Origin of the sequence: Salinicoccus cyprini (genome assembly GCF_007713705.1) — a bacterium.
GTDB lineage: Bacteria > Bacillota > Bacilli > Staphylococcales > Salinicoccaceae > Salinicoccus > Salinicoccus cyprini.
Genome location: NZ_VMSJ01000003.1, coordinates 93693 through 107390, shown reverse-complemented (window position 1 = coordinate 107390; position 13698 = coordinate 93693). Strand labels below are relative to the sequence as shown.

Annotated in this window: 14 protein-coding genes; 12 read left to right on the top strand and 2 right to left on the bottom strand. The window is 51.1% G+C overall.

The window, feature by feature from the left end; all coding sequences use genetic code 11:
* Window position 1 precedes the first annotated feature (1 nt).
* The 6 genes from FO441_RS08370 to nagB all read left to right on the top strand — a co-directional run bounded on the left by FO441_RS08370 (window position 2) and on the right by nagB (window position 5876).
* Window positions 2–760, top strand: coding sequence for a LamB/YcsF family protein (locus tag FO441_RS08370; RefSeq protein WP_145288587.1), 759 nt, complete (start codon window positions 2–4; stop codon window positions 758–760).
* A 14-nt stretch (window positions 761–774) separates the two neighbouring features.
* Entirely contained in the window at window positions 775–1986 is a 1212-nt protein-coding gene (locus tag FO441_RS08365) for an NRAMP family divalent metal transporter (protein WP_145288583.1), read from the top strand.
* Window positions 1987–1998: 12 nt separating this feature from the next.
* Window positions 1999–2769, top strand: a complete 771-nt coding sequence (locus FO441_RS08360; protein ID WP_145288580.1) for a putative hydro-lyase — start codon at window positions 1999–2001, stop codon at window positions 2767–2769.
* Window positions 2770–2879: 110 nt separating this feature from the next.
* Window positions 2880–4448: a glutathione ABC transporter substrate-binding protein gene (locus FO441_RS08355; RefSeq protein ID WP_145288577.1), complete on the top strand. Its 1569-nt coding sequence runs from the start codon at window positions 2880–2882 to the stop codon at window positions 4446–4448.
* 85 nt (window positions 4449–4533) lie between these two features.
* A complete protein-coding gene (locus FO441_RS08350) occupies window positions 4534–5130 on the top strand; it encodes a pyroglutamyl-peptidase I (protein WP_145288574.1) in 597 nt (198 codons plus the stop codon).
* Window positions 5131–5156: 26 nt separating this feature from the next.
* Window positions 5157–5876, top strand: a complete 720-nt coding sequence (gene nagB, locus FO441_RS08345; protein ID WP_145288571.1) for a glucosamine-6-phosphate deaminase — start codon at window positions 5157–5159, stop codon at window positions 5874–5876.
* 30 nt (window positions 5877–5906) lie between these two features.
* Here nagB and FO441_RS08340 read toward each other — a convergent pair whose 3' ends face one another.
* Window positions 5907–7148 (bottom strand): ABC transporter permease, encoded by a 1242-nt coding sequence (locus FO441_RS08340; protein WP_145288568.1) that lies wholly within the window; start codon window positions 7146–7148, stop codon window positions 5907–5909.
* Window positions 7145–8041, bottom strand: a complete 897-nt coding sequence (locus FO441_RS08335; RefSeq protein ID WP_145288566.1) for an ABC transporter ATP-binding protein — start codon at window positions 8039–8041, stop codon at window positions 7145–7147. Before FO441_RS08335 ends, FO441_RS08340 begins: the two co-directional genes overlap by 4 nt.
* 104 nt (window positions 8042–8145) lie before the next feature.
* On the opposite strand from FO441_RS08335, the gene FO441_RS08330 reads away from it, so the two are divergent.
* From FO441_RS08330 to FO441_RS08305, 6 genes are all read left to right on the top strand, one after another.
* The gene (locus FO441_RS08330) at window positions 8146–9876 is read left to right on the top strand and encodes an ABC transporter ATP-binding protein (RefSeq protein WP_145288563.1); all 1731 of its coding nucleotides are present in this window, start codon (window positions 8146–8148) and stop codon (window positions 9874–9876) included.
* A gap of 18 nt (window positions 9877–9894) precedes the next feature.
* The gene (locus FO441_RS08325) at window positions 9895–10458 is read left to right on the top strand and encodes a VanZ family protein (RefSeq protein WP_145288560.1); all 564 of its coding nucleotides are present in this window, start codon (window positions 9895–9897) and stop codon (window positions 10456–10458) included.
* Window positions 10459–10471: 13 nt separating this feature from the next.
* Entirely contained in the window at window positions 10472–10873 is a 402-nt protein-coding gene (locus FO441_RS08320; protein ID WP_145288557.1) for a PH domain-containing protein, read from the top strand.
* Window positions 10874–10984: 111 nt separating this feature from the next.
* On the top strand, window positions 10985–11902 hold the full coding sequence (locus FO441_RS08315) for an ABC transporter substrate-binding protein (RefSeq protein ID WP_145288554.1): 918 nt from the start codon (window positions 10985–10987) through the stop codon (window positions 11900–11902).
* Between the two features lie 12 nt (window positions 11903–11914).
* The gene (locus FO441_RS08310) at window positions 11915–12790 is read left to right on the top strand and encodes a peptidoglycan DD-metalloendopeptidase family protein (protein ID WP_145288551.1); all 876 of its coding nucleotides are present in this window, start codon (window positions 11915–11917) and stop codon (window positions 12788–12790) included.
* Entirely contained in the window at window positions 12787–13659 is an 873-nt protein-coding gene (locus tag FO441_RS08305; protein WP_145288549.1) for a DNA-3-methyladenine glycosylase family protein, read from the top strand. Before FO441_RS08310 ends, FO441_RS08305 begins: the two co-directional genes overlap by 4 nt.
* Window positions 13660–13698: the final 39 nt, after the last annotated feature.

Below are 13698 nucleotides of genomic sequence, written 5' to 3'. Positions count from 1 at the left end.
CATGTACACAGTAGATCTGAATGCAGACCTTGGGGAGAGCTACGGCAACTATTCGATCGGCAATGATCGGGAGATCATCCCGCTGATCTCATCGGCAAATGTCGCCTGCGGCTTCCATGCCAGCGACCCGTCGGTCATGCTTGAAACTGTAGAACTGATCAAAAAAAGCGACACAACCGGCATTGGTGCCCATCCTGGATTTCCGGATCTGATGGGATTCGGCAGACGGTATATGGACATGACGATGCCTGAGGTGCACGCAATGATGCTGTATCAGCTCGGTGCACTCGATGGCTTCTGCCGTGTCGCAGGGGTCACGATGAATCATGTCAAACCGCACGGTGCCCTGTACAATGCCACCTTCAACGATATGGAGCTGGCTGAAACCATCGCCCAGGCGGTGAAGGATTATAATCCCGAGCTAAAGCTGATGGGACTGTCGAACCAGAACCTGGTGAAGGCGGGCAAGTCTGCAGGTCTTGCAGTCCGTCATGAAGTATTCGCCGACCGGGCGTATGAGGATGACGGCACACTCGTCAGCCGCAGAAAAGACGGTGCCATGATCACGGATACTGATGAAGCCGTCAGACGTGTCGTGCGCATGGTCAAGGAAGGCAAAGTGGAAAGTTTGAACGGCACGGATATCGACATCCAGGCCGACAGCATCTGCGTCCATGGAGACGGTGCGAAAGCGCTCGAATTCGTCAAGGAGATCAGAAAGCGGCTCGGAGATGAAGGCATCACCATTCAAACAATGTAGGGAGGCGTTCGGTTATGGAGAATAGACCAAAAATGACTGCGATGCAGCGTCGTCTGCTTTTCGGTGCAATATTCCTGATGGCGACATCATCCATCGGACCGGCATTCCTGACACAGACGAGTGTGTTTACCGAACAGTTTCTGGCCAGTTTCGCATTCGCCATTCTGGCATCGATCATCATTGACATCGGTGCCCAGCTAAATATATGGCGGGTGCTGAGTGTTTCCGGGAAGCGGGGCCAGGACGTGGCCAATGCCGTATTCCCGGGCCTTGGCTATCTGATTGCATTCCTGATTGTGCTCGGCGGATTCGCATTCAACATCGGCAATGTCGCCGGTGCCGGCCTCGGATTCAATGCCATCTTCGGCTGGGATCCACGTATCGGTGCCGCTCTTGCCGGCGTCATCGCCATCATTGTATTTCTGCTGAAGAATGGGCGCGCGGTCATGGATGTCATCATCCAGATTCTTGGTGTGCTGATGATCGCCATTACAGCTTTCGTCATGATCCGCTCCAATCCACCATATGGTGAAGCGGCCTATAGGGCCATTATTCCGGAAGAGCCCATGACGCTCTTCCTGCCGATTGTCACTCTGGTCGGCGGGACGGTCGGGGGATACATTACATTCGCCGGCGCCCACCGTCTGATCGAAGCGGGCATTACTGGCAGGGAAAACCTTGGATTCGTCAGCAAGGCGGCGAACTACGGCATCCTGACCACCGGTGTCATGCGTGTGCTTTTGTTCCTCGCAGTCCTCGGTGTCGTCTCCGGCGGTGTCGCGCTGGATCCGTCAAACCCGCCGGCGTCCGTCTTCCAGATTGCGCTCGGTGACATCGGCATGCAGATATTCGGTGTGGTCCTTGTGGCAGCGGCACTGTCCTCTGTCATCGGGTCCGCCTATACGAGCGCATCCTTCCTGAGGTCTCTTCATAGGGTGTTCGATGACTACAACAATATCGTCATCATAACGTTCATCGTCATTTCGACACTGATCTTTACATTCGTCGGCCGTCCGGTCGCACTGCTCATTCTCGCCGGTGCCTTCAATGGTCTCATCCTGCCGCTGACGCTCGGTGCAGTACTCCTCGCTTCAAGGAACAGGAAAATTGTCGGCGACTATCGCCACCCGACCTGGATGATCATATTCGGTATTGTCGCCGTCATTGTCACGATTGTCGCTGGCGTCATTTCGCTCCAGGGTCTTCAGGACCTCTGGGCAGGATAAGGAGGCATATCCATGGAAGCAAAACAGTTGAGACAGGAAATCAGAAGCGGCGCATTCAACCGGACGACCTCCGGTGCAGCTGGTAATAATGTCCAGACCAACATCGTCATTCTGCCGAAAGCATACGCATTCGATTTTCTGATCTATGCAATGAGAAATAAAAAAGCCGTCCCTGTCATCGAAGTGATGGAGGACGGCATGACCGAAAGCACGCATGCAGCGGGCTCCGATATCCGGACTGATATTCCGAAGTACAATATCTACAGGGATGGCGTGCTGTCCGAGACAGTGACGGATGCTACCGGCTACTGGCGGCCTGACTTCGTCACTTTCCTGATCGGCTGCAGCTTCACTTTCGAACAGGCCATACTTGAAGCGGGGGTTGAAGTGAAGCACATTGCACAGGGCAGGAATGTCGCGATGTACAAAACGGATATTGCGACTGCACCGGCGGGTGTCTTCTCCGGCGAACTGGTCGTATCGATGCGCCCTTTCAATAAGGAGCTGGTGGAGATGGTATCCGATATTACAGCCAGGTTCCCGAACATGCACGGGCGGCCAGTGCACTACGGCGATCCAGGAGCCATAGGGATCCCGGATATCATGAAGCCTGATTACGGCGAAGCGGTGGACATCGAAGACGACGAAGTGCCCGTATTCTGGGCATGCGGGGTCACGCCACAGAATGCCGCCCTCAATGCCAGGCCTGAAATCATGATCACCCATGCGCCGGGTCATATGTTCGTGACCGACATGCACAACGAAGATTTCAAGGAGACATAGAGTATCATACCCAGCGGAATTGTGGTCCCGGCCATGATTCCGCTAAATTTGCACTTTATTTCCTACCAGTTTTGTATGTATAATAAGTAAAAAGAAGAGAGGGTGGAGAAATGAAAAAAGTATACTTATTTCTATTGATCTGCATTCTGGCACTTGCCGGATGCACAGATGACAGCAATGTCGATGAACAGGCGGCTGAATCGGGAGATCCGAGCATGGGCGGGGAGGATATCGGCTTCAGCCTGCAGGCACTGCCGAGCTCGCTTGATCCGCATGCAGCGAACGACGGGTATTCGCTCTATGTCATGATCAACATCTATGAGACGCTGGTCCGGATGAACCAGGATCTGGAGCTCGAACCGGGTCTGGCGGAATCCTATGAGCAGGTGGATGATACAACGTGGGAATTCAAACTGCGTGAAGATGTAACGTTCCATGATGGCAGTCCATTCAATGCCGAAGTGGTCAAAGCCAATCTGGACCGTGTACGTGATCCTGAAGTCGGGTCACCACTCGAGTTCCTGTTCACTGAAATCGAGGAAGTCGAAGTTGTCGATGACTATACTGTAAATATCCATACCGCAAGACCATTTGCCGCACTGCCGGCACACCTGGCACATCCGGGTGGCAGCATGATCAGCAAGGAAGTCATCGACCAGGACTATGAAAACATGGAGAATGGCGGACAGCCGCTGACTGAGGTCAATGCCAATCCTGTCGGTACCGGATTCTTCGAGTTCGAGGAGATTGCGGAAGGTGACCATATCACACTGATACGCAACGAAGACTACTGGGGCGAACCGGCGAGTCCCGCTTCAGTGACATTCAAGGCGGTGCCTGAAGATGGTACGAGAATTGCAGAGCTTTCGACAGGAGATGCCGATCTCATCTATCCGGTGAATCCGAGTGATGTCGAGCGTATCGACAGCACGGATGGTGCCCGAGCCGAACAGCATGAAAGTGCAAGCATGTCCTATCTTGGGTTCAACCTTGAGAAGGAACCATTCGATGATCCGAACGTCAGACGTGCCATCGCCATGGCGATCGACAAGGAGGCCATCATCAACGAGATGCTCGAAGGCATCCCGGCTGTTGCCGAAACACCACTCAACCCGACAGTGAAAGGCTACAGCGAAGACCTTGAGCCGATAGACCATGATATGGAAGCGGCGCGTAGCCTGCTGGAGGAGAGCGGCTATGCCGACGGATTCACAGCAGAAATCATCGTCCGTGACCGGACGACTTCGGATATTGCGACCTACATCCAGCAGGCACTGCAGGAGTTGAACATCACGCTTGAAATCAGGCAGATGGAGTCCGGTGCGTATCAGGAATATACGGCCAACGGCCAGCATGACATGTTCATGGGCAGCTGGGGGACGGTGACACTGGATGCGGACTACGGTCTCTATCCGATGTTCCACTCCGACAACCATGGTGCACCAGGAAACAGAACATTCTATTCAAATGAAGAAGTGGATACACTTCTCGACGAGGCAAGAACGGAAACAGATGAAGCCGCGCGCATGCAGATGTATGAAGATGCGCAGCAGATCATCATCGACGAGGCGCCGCTTGTGCCGATCTACCATTCGGTACTCCTTGCCGGCATCAATGATGAGCTTGAGGGCTACTTCCAGTATCCGAGCAGCTTCCCGTATTTGAAAGACCTTCAATAGACACGAGCTTCCATCGTAAAGATGGGAGCTTTTATCATATTCTGGTATAGTGGAATGGATATGAGGTACACGAAAGGATGAGAGCATGAAGACATTGCTTCTGACGGGATTTGAACCGTTTCTGCAGTTCAATGAGAACCCGACCGGCACAGTCGTGAAAAAGTTTGATGGAGATGTCATCGGAGACTACAAAATAGTGGGGCGGGTCTACCCGGTTGTATTCGATCAGATCAACGGCCTGATCGCTGACGATATCGAGGAGGTAAAGCCCGACGCCGTCGTCAATCTGGGTCTTGCAGGTGGCAGGCATACGGTGCATATCGAACGCATCGCCATCAACTGCATCGACGGCCGAACGGACAATGCGGGATTCAACCCGAACGGTGAGAAGATCGACGAAGCGGGACCGGATGGTCTGTTTTCCACTTTGCCGATCAAGCGTCTCGAGAAGGCGTTGAAGACAAATAACGTGCCTGCTGACATTTCGAACACTGCCGGAACATACCTGTGCAACAATCTGATGTACACCACCCTCAACATATTGAGGCAGAAAGACATCGATATCCCGGCCGGTTTCATCCATGTACCTGCCCATCACGAAATCGGGGCGGAGCTTGGTGTGCCGAGCTGGTCTCAGGATGATATCAATAAGGCAGTCGGCATCATATTGGGTAATATATAGTATATTGAATCCATAGGAGGATGATCATGGAACTCAGACGTGTAGAGGATTATGATGCAATGAGCTTGCTGGCGGCACGTATCGTGTTTGATAGAATAGTCAACTCCGAGCGCCTTGTGCTCGGACTCGCAACAGGATCAACACCGGAGGCGATGTACGATCATCTCGCGGAGATGCTGAATCGGGATAAAGTCGACCTTTCTCATGTGTATACCGTCAATCTGGATGAGTATGTCGGTCTGTCAGAGGGTCATCCACAAAGCTACCATCATTATATGGAAACCATGTTTTTCAGCAAGGTCGATATTCCGGCCGACCATACTTTTCTGCCCGATGGCAAAGCTCCGGACCTCGAAGTGGAAGTCGAACGCTATGAACTGCTGATCGAGGAGCTTGGCGGTGTCGACCTGCAGATTCTTGGCATCGGCAGAAACGGCCATATCGGCTTCAATGAACCCGGTACCTCCTTCGACTCCAGAACCCATGTCGTCAATCTGGCAGAAAGTACGGTGAAAGATAATGCCAGATTTTTCGATACGGTCGATGAGGTGCCGAGACAGGCCCTTACGATGGGACTCCACACCATCATGAACGCAAAATCCATACTCCTGCTTGTCTCAGGAGACGAAAAGGAAGAAGCACTCGAATGCATGATCGACTGCGAAGTGTCGGAGGAACTGCCGGCAACCATACTGCAGACACATCCCGATGTGACGATCATTGCAGATGATGAGGCATTGGAATAGAAAAAGTGCAGCCGGCCGGCTGCACTTTTCTTATTCTTTTCTGACACGTTTCAAGTTTTTGAATATGCCATTGCTCGTAGACAGTACGCTGTTTCTATAGACGCTTGCGGCAAGCCATATAGCCAACGCAATCGACACGAGAAGTATGGCGACACCGATCAGCAGGGGCATCTGCCCTGTCTCTTCATTCATCGCCCGAAGGGGCATGACGAATGGAGTGAAGAGCGGAAAGTAGCTTGATATTCTGACAAGCAGGTTATCGGCACTGCCCCATAGATTGAAGATGGCAATATAGAACCCGATCAGCGAGAACATGGTGACGGGCAGCAGTGCCTGCTGCAGGTCTTCCATTCTGCTGATGAACGAACCGAGCATTGCAGAGATGGACAAGTAGAGTATAAGCCCCAGAATCAGATAGATGAAGGAATAGACAATCATCGTGGCTGTCTGGTCATTTGCTTCGAGCCCGAATTCCGAAATGAGGTCGCTGAAATCGAACAGCTGAATCGCAGCGAATATGGCAATCAGGAATATGGCGAGCTGTGTCAGACTGACGGAGATCATGGCTGTGATCTTGGCGAGCAGATGGGTCACTGGCGGTACGCTGGAGACGATCATTTCGATGACTCTTGATGTCTTCTCCATGGCGACTTCTGTTCCAATCTGGCTGGCGTAGTTGATGATGATGAAGAACATGACGATGACGGTCACATAGAAGACGACCATGTTGAGTATATTTATATCCGGCATCCCATCGCCTTCAGAAGCAGTGGCTTCCTCTTCTTCCGGATCTCCAGCAGCTGAAGCGATATCGTATGTAATATCAGGGGTGGCGTTCAGTCTTTGTGCTTCTTCCGGAGACAGGTTCAATGACTGTATGGTCGCACTACGCTGCACTTCACCAAGTGCCATTTCGATATCACTCATCTGATCGCCAGGTATTTCCTGGTCGGCTTCGATTGTAAAGGTCATCGGTTCTGTTTCTTCGATGGTCAGCAGTGCTTCGCCTTCACCCAGCTCCCCATCATTCTCCGAGACTGAGATGTCGGTTTCAAGGGCATTGAAGACTGTTTCGAACTGGGCCGCTACGGCTTCATTGCCTTCAACTTTAATCGTTGTCAGTTCTTCCGATGAATCGAAGATGCCGATGATCTTATCGAAGTTGGCTCCGATGAATATGAGCAGTACAATGATGAGGGTACTGATCATGAACGATTTGGCACGGACTTTGGACAGGTATGTCTGTGAAAAAGTAGCGAGAAATTTACTCATAGCTCATGTCCCACCTTCGAAATGAAAATATCGTTTATGGACGGTTCATTGACCTGGAACCGCTTGAAGTAGCCGAGTTTGATGATTTCGTTGTAGATCGGCTCAGCGTACGATTCATTTTCAATTTTAAGTATGCTTTTCTTTCTGATCTGCTTCATATCAATTACACCTGGCATATCGCGCAGGAATTCGACATCATGATCGCCTTCGATGATGATCTCCTTCTGGCCGAAGTCGCTCTTGATCTCATCGATGTTTCCGCTGATCACCTGCTTGCCCTTGTTCAGGATGCAGAGTGATTCGCACAGCTCCTCCACATGTTCCATGCGGTGGGTACTGAAGATGATGGTTGCGCCCTGGCGGTTCAGGTCCTTGACGGCGGTTTTCAGAATTTCGACGTTGACCGGGTCCAGCCCGCTGAACGGTTCATCAAGTATGATCAGTTTCGGATCATGGATGATGGATGCAATCAACTGGATTTTCTGCTGATTTCCCTTTGATAGTTTTTCTATCCGTTTGCTGCGGTTCTCGGGTACACCGAAGCGTTCGAGCCATTCATCGAGTTTCGTATCGACTTCCTTTTTCGACATGCCCTTCAGCTGGCCGAGATAGCGGATCTGCTCTTCGACTTTCAGTTTCGGATGCAGACCACGCTCCTCGGGCAGGTAGCCGATGTCGTTCGTCACACTATAGTCGATCTTATTGCCGTTATAGGTGATTGTACCTTCAGACGGCTGAAGCAGTCCAAGAATCATGCGGAATGTCGTTGTCTTGCCGGCGCCGTTGCCGCCGAGAAAACCGTACATGCTGCCTGCGGGCACAGTCAGATCGATGTGGTCCACTGCCGTCTGCCCGTTGAAGCTTTTGGATAGATTTCTTATTTCCAGTGTCATGTTTATCCTCCTTTATCAATCTAAAGATATTTTACCATAGAGCAATGAAGGGGAATAATATATACTGGACGAAATAGCACGATAAATGAATGGATGGTATGGATATGGATAACAAGACCAGCCTGAAAGATTTTCTAGAACTGATCAGGCAGACAAGACTGAACAAGGGATTGTTCGCGGCAGGAATATTCCTGACACTGATCGGCACAATCGGTTCTCTTATTGTGCCGCTTCTGACACAGAGTTTCATAGATGGCTATGATACCGAACTGTTCTCGACCGGACTGATTGCGCTGATCATTGCAGTTTTCGTACTGAGTGCCGCTCTCGACGGAGTGGCCTATTATATTCTGGCACGGATTGGACAGACCATCATCCTAAGGCTCAGGGAGCGGGTATGGGACAAGTTTCTGAAGCTGCCGATCCGCTATTTTGATCAGACGAAAAGCGGCGAGTCTGTCAGCCGGGTCGTCAATGATACGGCCATCATCAAGGATCTGATCACGAGCCACTTCCCGCAGCTGATCAGCGGTATCATCTCGGTCATCGGGGCGGTAATCATACTGTTCATCCTTGACTGGCGGATGTCACTGATCATGTTCATCGCAGTACCGGTGTCGCTTGTCATCATCATGCCGCTTGGCAGGAAGATGAGTCGGATTTCCCGTGCGCTGCAGGACGAGACGGCTGCATTCACAGGTGTCATACAGGAGACGCTCAGTGAAATGCGTCTTGTCAAATCGTTCAATGGAGAAGCGTACGAACGAAAAAGAGGGCGCACCGGCATCAGATCTCTCTACGGCTATGGTATGAAGGAGGCGACAATCAACGCCTTCCTGTCACCGATCATGGGTACGGTCATGATGTTCGTCATCATATTGATCATCGGCTACGGCGGGCTCAGAGTTTCTGAAGGGACGCTCAGCATGGGCACCATGGTGGCGTTCCTGCTCTACCTGTTCCAGATTATCATGCCGATGACGATGTTCGCCATGTTCTTCACCGAGTACAACAAGGCGCTCGGGGCGACGGAACGGATCATCGGGATACTCGGCAAGGAGGAGGAGGGTGCTCAAGATAATACACTCGAAACCTCACTCGATTTCAAAATACTCGCGTTCGACAACGTCTCATTCGGCTATGATCCGGACAAGGAGATTCTCCACCAGATCAGCCTGACAGCAAACAGCAATCAGAAGGTTGCATTTGTCGGCCCGAGCGGCAGCGGCAAATCAACGATCTTTGCACTGATCGAAAGGTATTATGATGTGGACGCCGGCAGCATAACTGTGGATGGCACGGATATAAGGGACATTCCATTGAATACGCTACGGCGCCAGATCGGCTATGTGGCACAGGAAAGTGCCATCATTTCGGGTACAATCCGCGATAATATCACCTATGGGCTGGAAAGCCATGAATATACAGAGGCGGATGTCGAGCTCGCCGTCAGGCGCTCCTACTCCCACGAGTTCATCGAGATGCTTGACCAGGGCCTGGATACGGAAGTCGGGGAACGGGGCATCAAGCTGTCCGGCGGCCAGCGCCAGCGCATCGGCATCGCCCGGGCATTTCTGAAAGATCCTAAGCTGCTCATGCTGGATGAAGCAACCGCAAGCCTCGACTCGCGGTCGGAAAAGTTCGTCCAGGAGGCACTTGATGATCTGATGCAGGGTCGGACGGTGCTTGTCATTGCACACAGACTGTCCACCATCATCAATTCGGATCGCATCTTCTTTCTCGATAATGGCTACATCACAGGAGAAGGAACACATCGGGAACTGATCGAGAACCACACGATGTACCGCATTTTTACAGAACAACAATTTGGATAAAGTTAAGAGGAATAATCAATGCGTCAATTATATGAAGCGTTCCAGCCGGTCATTCCGGTATTCATCATCCTGTTCATCGTCGTCGTCATTGCCACACTGTTCATCAACAGGAGGGCAGGGTACCGGATGGACAGCATGAGAAAAAGAGTAGATTTCATCGTCCATATCGGACTGATGATGACCATCATCGGCATTCTGCTGCTGACACTGCTGCCCAGTTCGAACCCTGAAAAAGTGACCCAGTTCGTGCCTTTCTACAGTATCCTCGATACATTCGAGTATGCGACAGACCGCGCCATCATCAATTCCATCGGGATGAACGTGCTGCTGTTCGTGCCTTTCGGACTGTTCATGTACCTGTTTTGCAGAAATGAATTTCTGACGACCATCATCGCCTGCCTGTTTTCAATCACAGTGGAGGCGCTGCAATACTTCCTGCCGATCGGGCGGATTTCCAATGTGGATGACGTCATCCTGAATACCCTCGGCGCCATCATCGGCATGGTGGTGGGCGCTGTATTCTCAAAATTGGGAATTGTTTATTACTTCTTTGGAGCGGGTAAGGAAAGTAATAAGCATTAAGGGGGTATGTTGCATGCATAGAAAGTTGAAGAGTCTCGATAACGTTGAATTGCGTGATGATGAAGTCGTCGGTCCTGAGATTGTAGGGACCATCGAGTATGAAAAGGATGGGTTCCATTCTTTCTATGGCGCAATCATTACGACAACACAAAGGGTATTTGTCAATATCAGGCGTGAAGATGGGATTGAGAGCCATCCCGTGGAATACAGTGATATTTCCGGCATCAGTACTGAAAATCTCCTGATGGTGGGGAACATCATCCATATATGGATCGGCAATGAAATCAAGATCAGCATGAAGAGTGTTTCTGATGGGAAGCTCGACAGATTCCTGAGCTTCCTGTACAAATACAGGTCCCGCCAACTGCGTCTCGATTCCGATGCATCATTGAACAGGACCAAGAAGGCTGGATAGATGCAAATATAAAAATCGGGCAGCGGCCCGGTTTTTTTATGTTTCCATTCATTTTCTTTGAAAAAATCATTGGTGTATAATGAAGTGGAATCAGAGAAAGAGGATGAATGAATGAAATTAAGACTATTACTTGCGGTCATGCTCGTGTTTGTCATGTCGGCGTGCAGCAGCTTCAGGGAGACCGGTGTGTCAGAAGACGGCACAATCCGGCAGATCATGACCGAACATACTGAAGAGATTGATATACCATCCGACCCTGATCGGGTTGTACTGTTCCGGACGACTGACGCCGGCAACGCGGACCTTCTGGGTGGCAATGTGGTCGGGGTCAGCAATATTGTCAAAGGTACACAGCTTGCAAAAGAACATCTCGATGAAGGTATCACCTATCTGGAGCACGGTGATCTGGAGGCTTTGAAGGCGCTCGATCCGGACCTGATCGTTACATTTGCGCCGGATGAATATGTTTTCCAGTACGAGGAGATTGCACCGACGGTGCAGATGAGCTACACTGCGTCTCCATTCAGTCCGTTTCGGGACAAACTCTATTTGACGCATCTTCATAATCTGGGTGTCGTTTTGAATAAGCAGGCGGAAGCGGAAGCTCTAGGTGATGAGTGGCTGGAGGAGACGACAAGGTTCCAGCGTGAAGCGGGCGAGGCGGTCATCGACAGCCAGGCGCTTGTGCTGGTGGAAGCATCCGGTTCATACTATGCATATGGCAGATATTCCGCATTCGGAACGGAAGCGGTATATGATGTACTGAATTTCCAGATGGATGAGGCATTGGAAGAAAAGCTGCGCGAAGGACCATTTGAAGTGGATATTGCGGATCTGGATGCATACGAAGCGGACTATGTGTTTGTAAATACGAAGGATATGGACAGTGGCGTAGCCAGGAAAATTGCCGATGTGATGGGAATTCAAGAGGATCATGTCATCATGCAGGATTACGAGGACTACCGCCTGAACGATCTGATTTCAATCGAAATGCAGGTGGAGGCGATCCTGGAACAGATCAAACCATAGGAGGGCACAATCATGGCACAGAAAAGCGTGTTTCCCGAGGAGTTCGGATACTACTTTTCAGAAGGCAGTTTTGAAAGGATCTACAACCAGACAGTGCAGGGTTTCAAGCTGCAGATGGGCATCGACACGTTTGTCGAGGCGGCCCGCGAATTCAATCATGATTCGGGTGATTTCAATCTGAAGCACTCGAATCAGTTGGAGCCCGGCATAAAACGGTACCAGTGGGTGAATACGGAAGAGACTAGGATGATCACAGTCGCCTACAGCAGCAATGGTGAAATCATCGGCATCCAGTTCGATAATTATGAGAAGTTCACAACGGACAGAGGCACATCGATCAACACATACCGTCTGCCGTTCGAGGGAGAATGGTTCGTGCTGTGGGGCGGCAATGATGCCTTCCTGAACTACCATTACCCATATGCCCACCAGCGGTATGCCTATGACTTCATCCGTAAAGCGGGTGGCACAGCATTCGAAGGCGATGTGGAAATGCTTGAAGCCTATCATGCGTTCGGCTCAGAGGTTGTGGCACCAAGGAGTGGGGAAGTGGTCAAAGTAGTGAATGATGTGGAGGACAATCTGCCGGGGTATCCCAATATGACTGTGCCTGAGGGCAATCATATCATCATCAGCCACGGCTACGGTGAGTATTCGCTGCTTGCCCATCTGAGAAAGAATTCAATCACTGTCGCAGAAGGGGACACTGTCAAGACAGGCGCAAGAATCGCCCAATGCGGCAACAGCGGTGCATCGGATACACCGCATCTCCATTTTCATGTGATGGATAGCAGAGATCCATACAGTTCCCGGTCAATACGCATCCAGTTTGCGGAACTGCGTGAGCCGAGACAGGGCGATACAGTCAAAGGTAGGAGTTGGCAATGATCATCCGGGCGCAGGGACCTTTCGACTATGCTTTGAACTATGAATTCATGGCCCAGCAGGATGACTGCCTCTATCGTACCGAAAACAATAATGTCAGAAAAGCGGTCTCCCTGGACGGTCAGCGGGTATTGCTCGAGGTCGGGGAAGGGCCGGAGAATGCTGTCGAAGTGGATATCCTATTGAATGAGGGGGCCGCTGAATCCGATATCGCCCAGTATGTTGCGGAGTGGTTGGATCTTGAGTATGATATGGCAGCGTTCTATGACTTTGCCCGGAAGGACAAGCGGCTGGCGGCAGTTGTCCAGGAGCTGTACGGCTACCGCATGATATGTACGCTCGATATGATGGAGGCGCTGACGTGGTCGATCGTCGGCCAGCAGATCAATATGAGATTCGCTTTCATTCTGAAGCGACGGCTGGTCGAACATTTCAACCATTACATCGAATTTGAAGGGGAGAAGTACTGGCTGATGCCTGAGGCCCGGGAGATATTGTCACTGGATGTTGAGGCGATGCGTGAAATGCAGATTTCCTACAGGAAAGCCGAATATCTGCATCGTTGTGCAGAAGGCATCGAAACCGGCATCCTCTCAAAGGCTCATCTTCAGCGTATGGGCGGCTACCAGGAGGTACTCGATCATCTGACCAGCATAAAAGGTATCGGACCGTGGAGTGCCAATTCGGTACTGATGCGGACTTTGAAGTTCAGAAATGCGGTGCCGATCGGTGACGCAGGTCTCAGAAATGCAATCAGGATAACCGATAATCTCGAAGAGAAGCCGAGTGCTGGATACATCCGTTCAGTGACGGACGAATGGGGAGATAACGGCGCCTATGCAACACTCTACATGTGGCGCATTCTCGGCTAGCGGATGAAAAAGAGCCAACCATCAAGTATGGTTGGCTCT

What these genes read in the sequence shown, in the direction of transcription:
- FO441_RS08305 (WP_145288549.1), top strand. Translation starts at nt 12,787, where the DNA reads ATGATCATCCGGGCGCAGGGACCTTTCGACTATGCTTTGAACTATGAA.
- FO441_RS08330 (WP_145288563.1), top strand. Translation starts at nt 8,146, where the DNA reads ATGGATAACAAGACCAGCCTGAAAGATTTTCTAGAACTGATCAGGCAG.
- FO441_RS08320 (WP_145288557.1), top strand. Translation starts at nt 10,472, where the DNA reads ATGCATAGAAAGTTGAAGAGTCTCGATAACGTTGAATTGCGTGATGAT.
- FO441_RS08335 (WP_145288566.1), bottom strand. Translation starts at nt 8,041, where the DNA reads ATGACACTGGAAATAAGAAATCTATCCAAAAGCTTCAACGGGCAGACG.
- FO441_RS08340 (WP_145288568.1), bottom strand. Translation starts at nt 7,148, where the DNA reads ATGAGTAAATTTCTCGCTACTTTTTCACAGACATACCTGTCCAAAGTC.
- FO441_RS08325 (WP_145288560.1), top strand. Translation starts at nt 9,895, where the DNA reads ATGCGTCAATTATATGAAGCGTTCCAGCCGGTCATTCCGGTATTCATC.
- FO441_RS08370 (WP_145288587.1), top strand. Translation starts at nt 2, where the DNA reads ATGTACACAGTAGATCTGAATGCAGACCTTGGGGAGAGCTACGGCAAC.
- FO441_RS08355 (WP_145288577.1), top strand. Translation starts at nt 2,880, where the DNA reads ATGAAAAAAGTATACTTATTTCTATTGATCTGCATTCTGGCACTTGCC.
- nagB (WP_145288571.1), top strand. Translation starts at nt 5,157, where the DNA reads ATGGAACTCAGACGTGTAGAGGATTATGATGCAATGAGCTTGCTGGCG.
- FO441_RS08365 (WP_145288583.1), top strand. Translation starts at nt 775, where the DNA reads ATGGAGAATAGACCAAAAATGACTGCGATGCAGCGTCGTCTGCTTTTC.
- FO441_RS08315 (WP_145288554.1), top strand. Translation starts at nt 10,985, where the DNA reads ATGAAATTAAGACTATTACTTGCGGTCATGCTCGTGTTTGTCATGTCG.
- FO441_RS08310 (WP_145288551.1), top strand. Translation starts at nt 11,915, where the DNA reads ATGGCACAGAAAAGCGTGTTTCCCGAGGAGTTCGGATACTACTTTTCA.
- FO441_RS08360 (WP_145288580.1), top strand. Translation starts at nt 1,999, where the DNA reads ATGGAAGCAAAACAGTTGAGACAGGAAATCAGAAGCGGCGCATTCAAC.
- FO441_RS08350 (WP_145288574.1), top strand. Translation starts at nt 4,534, where the DNA reads ATGAAGACATTGCTTCTGACGGGATTTGAACCGTTTCTGCAGTTCAAT.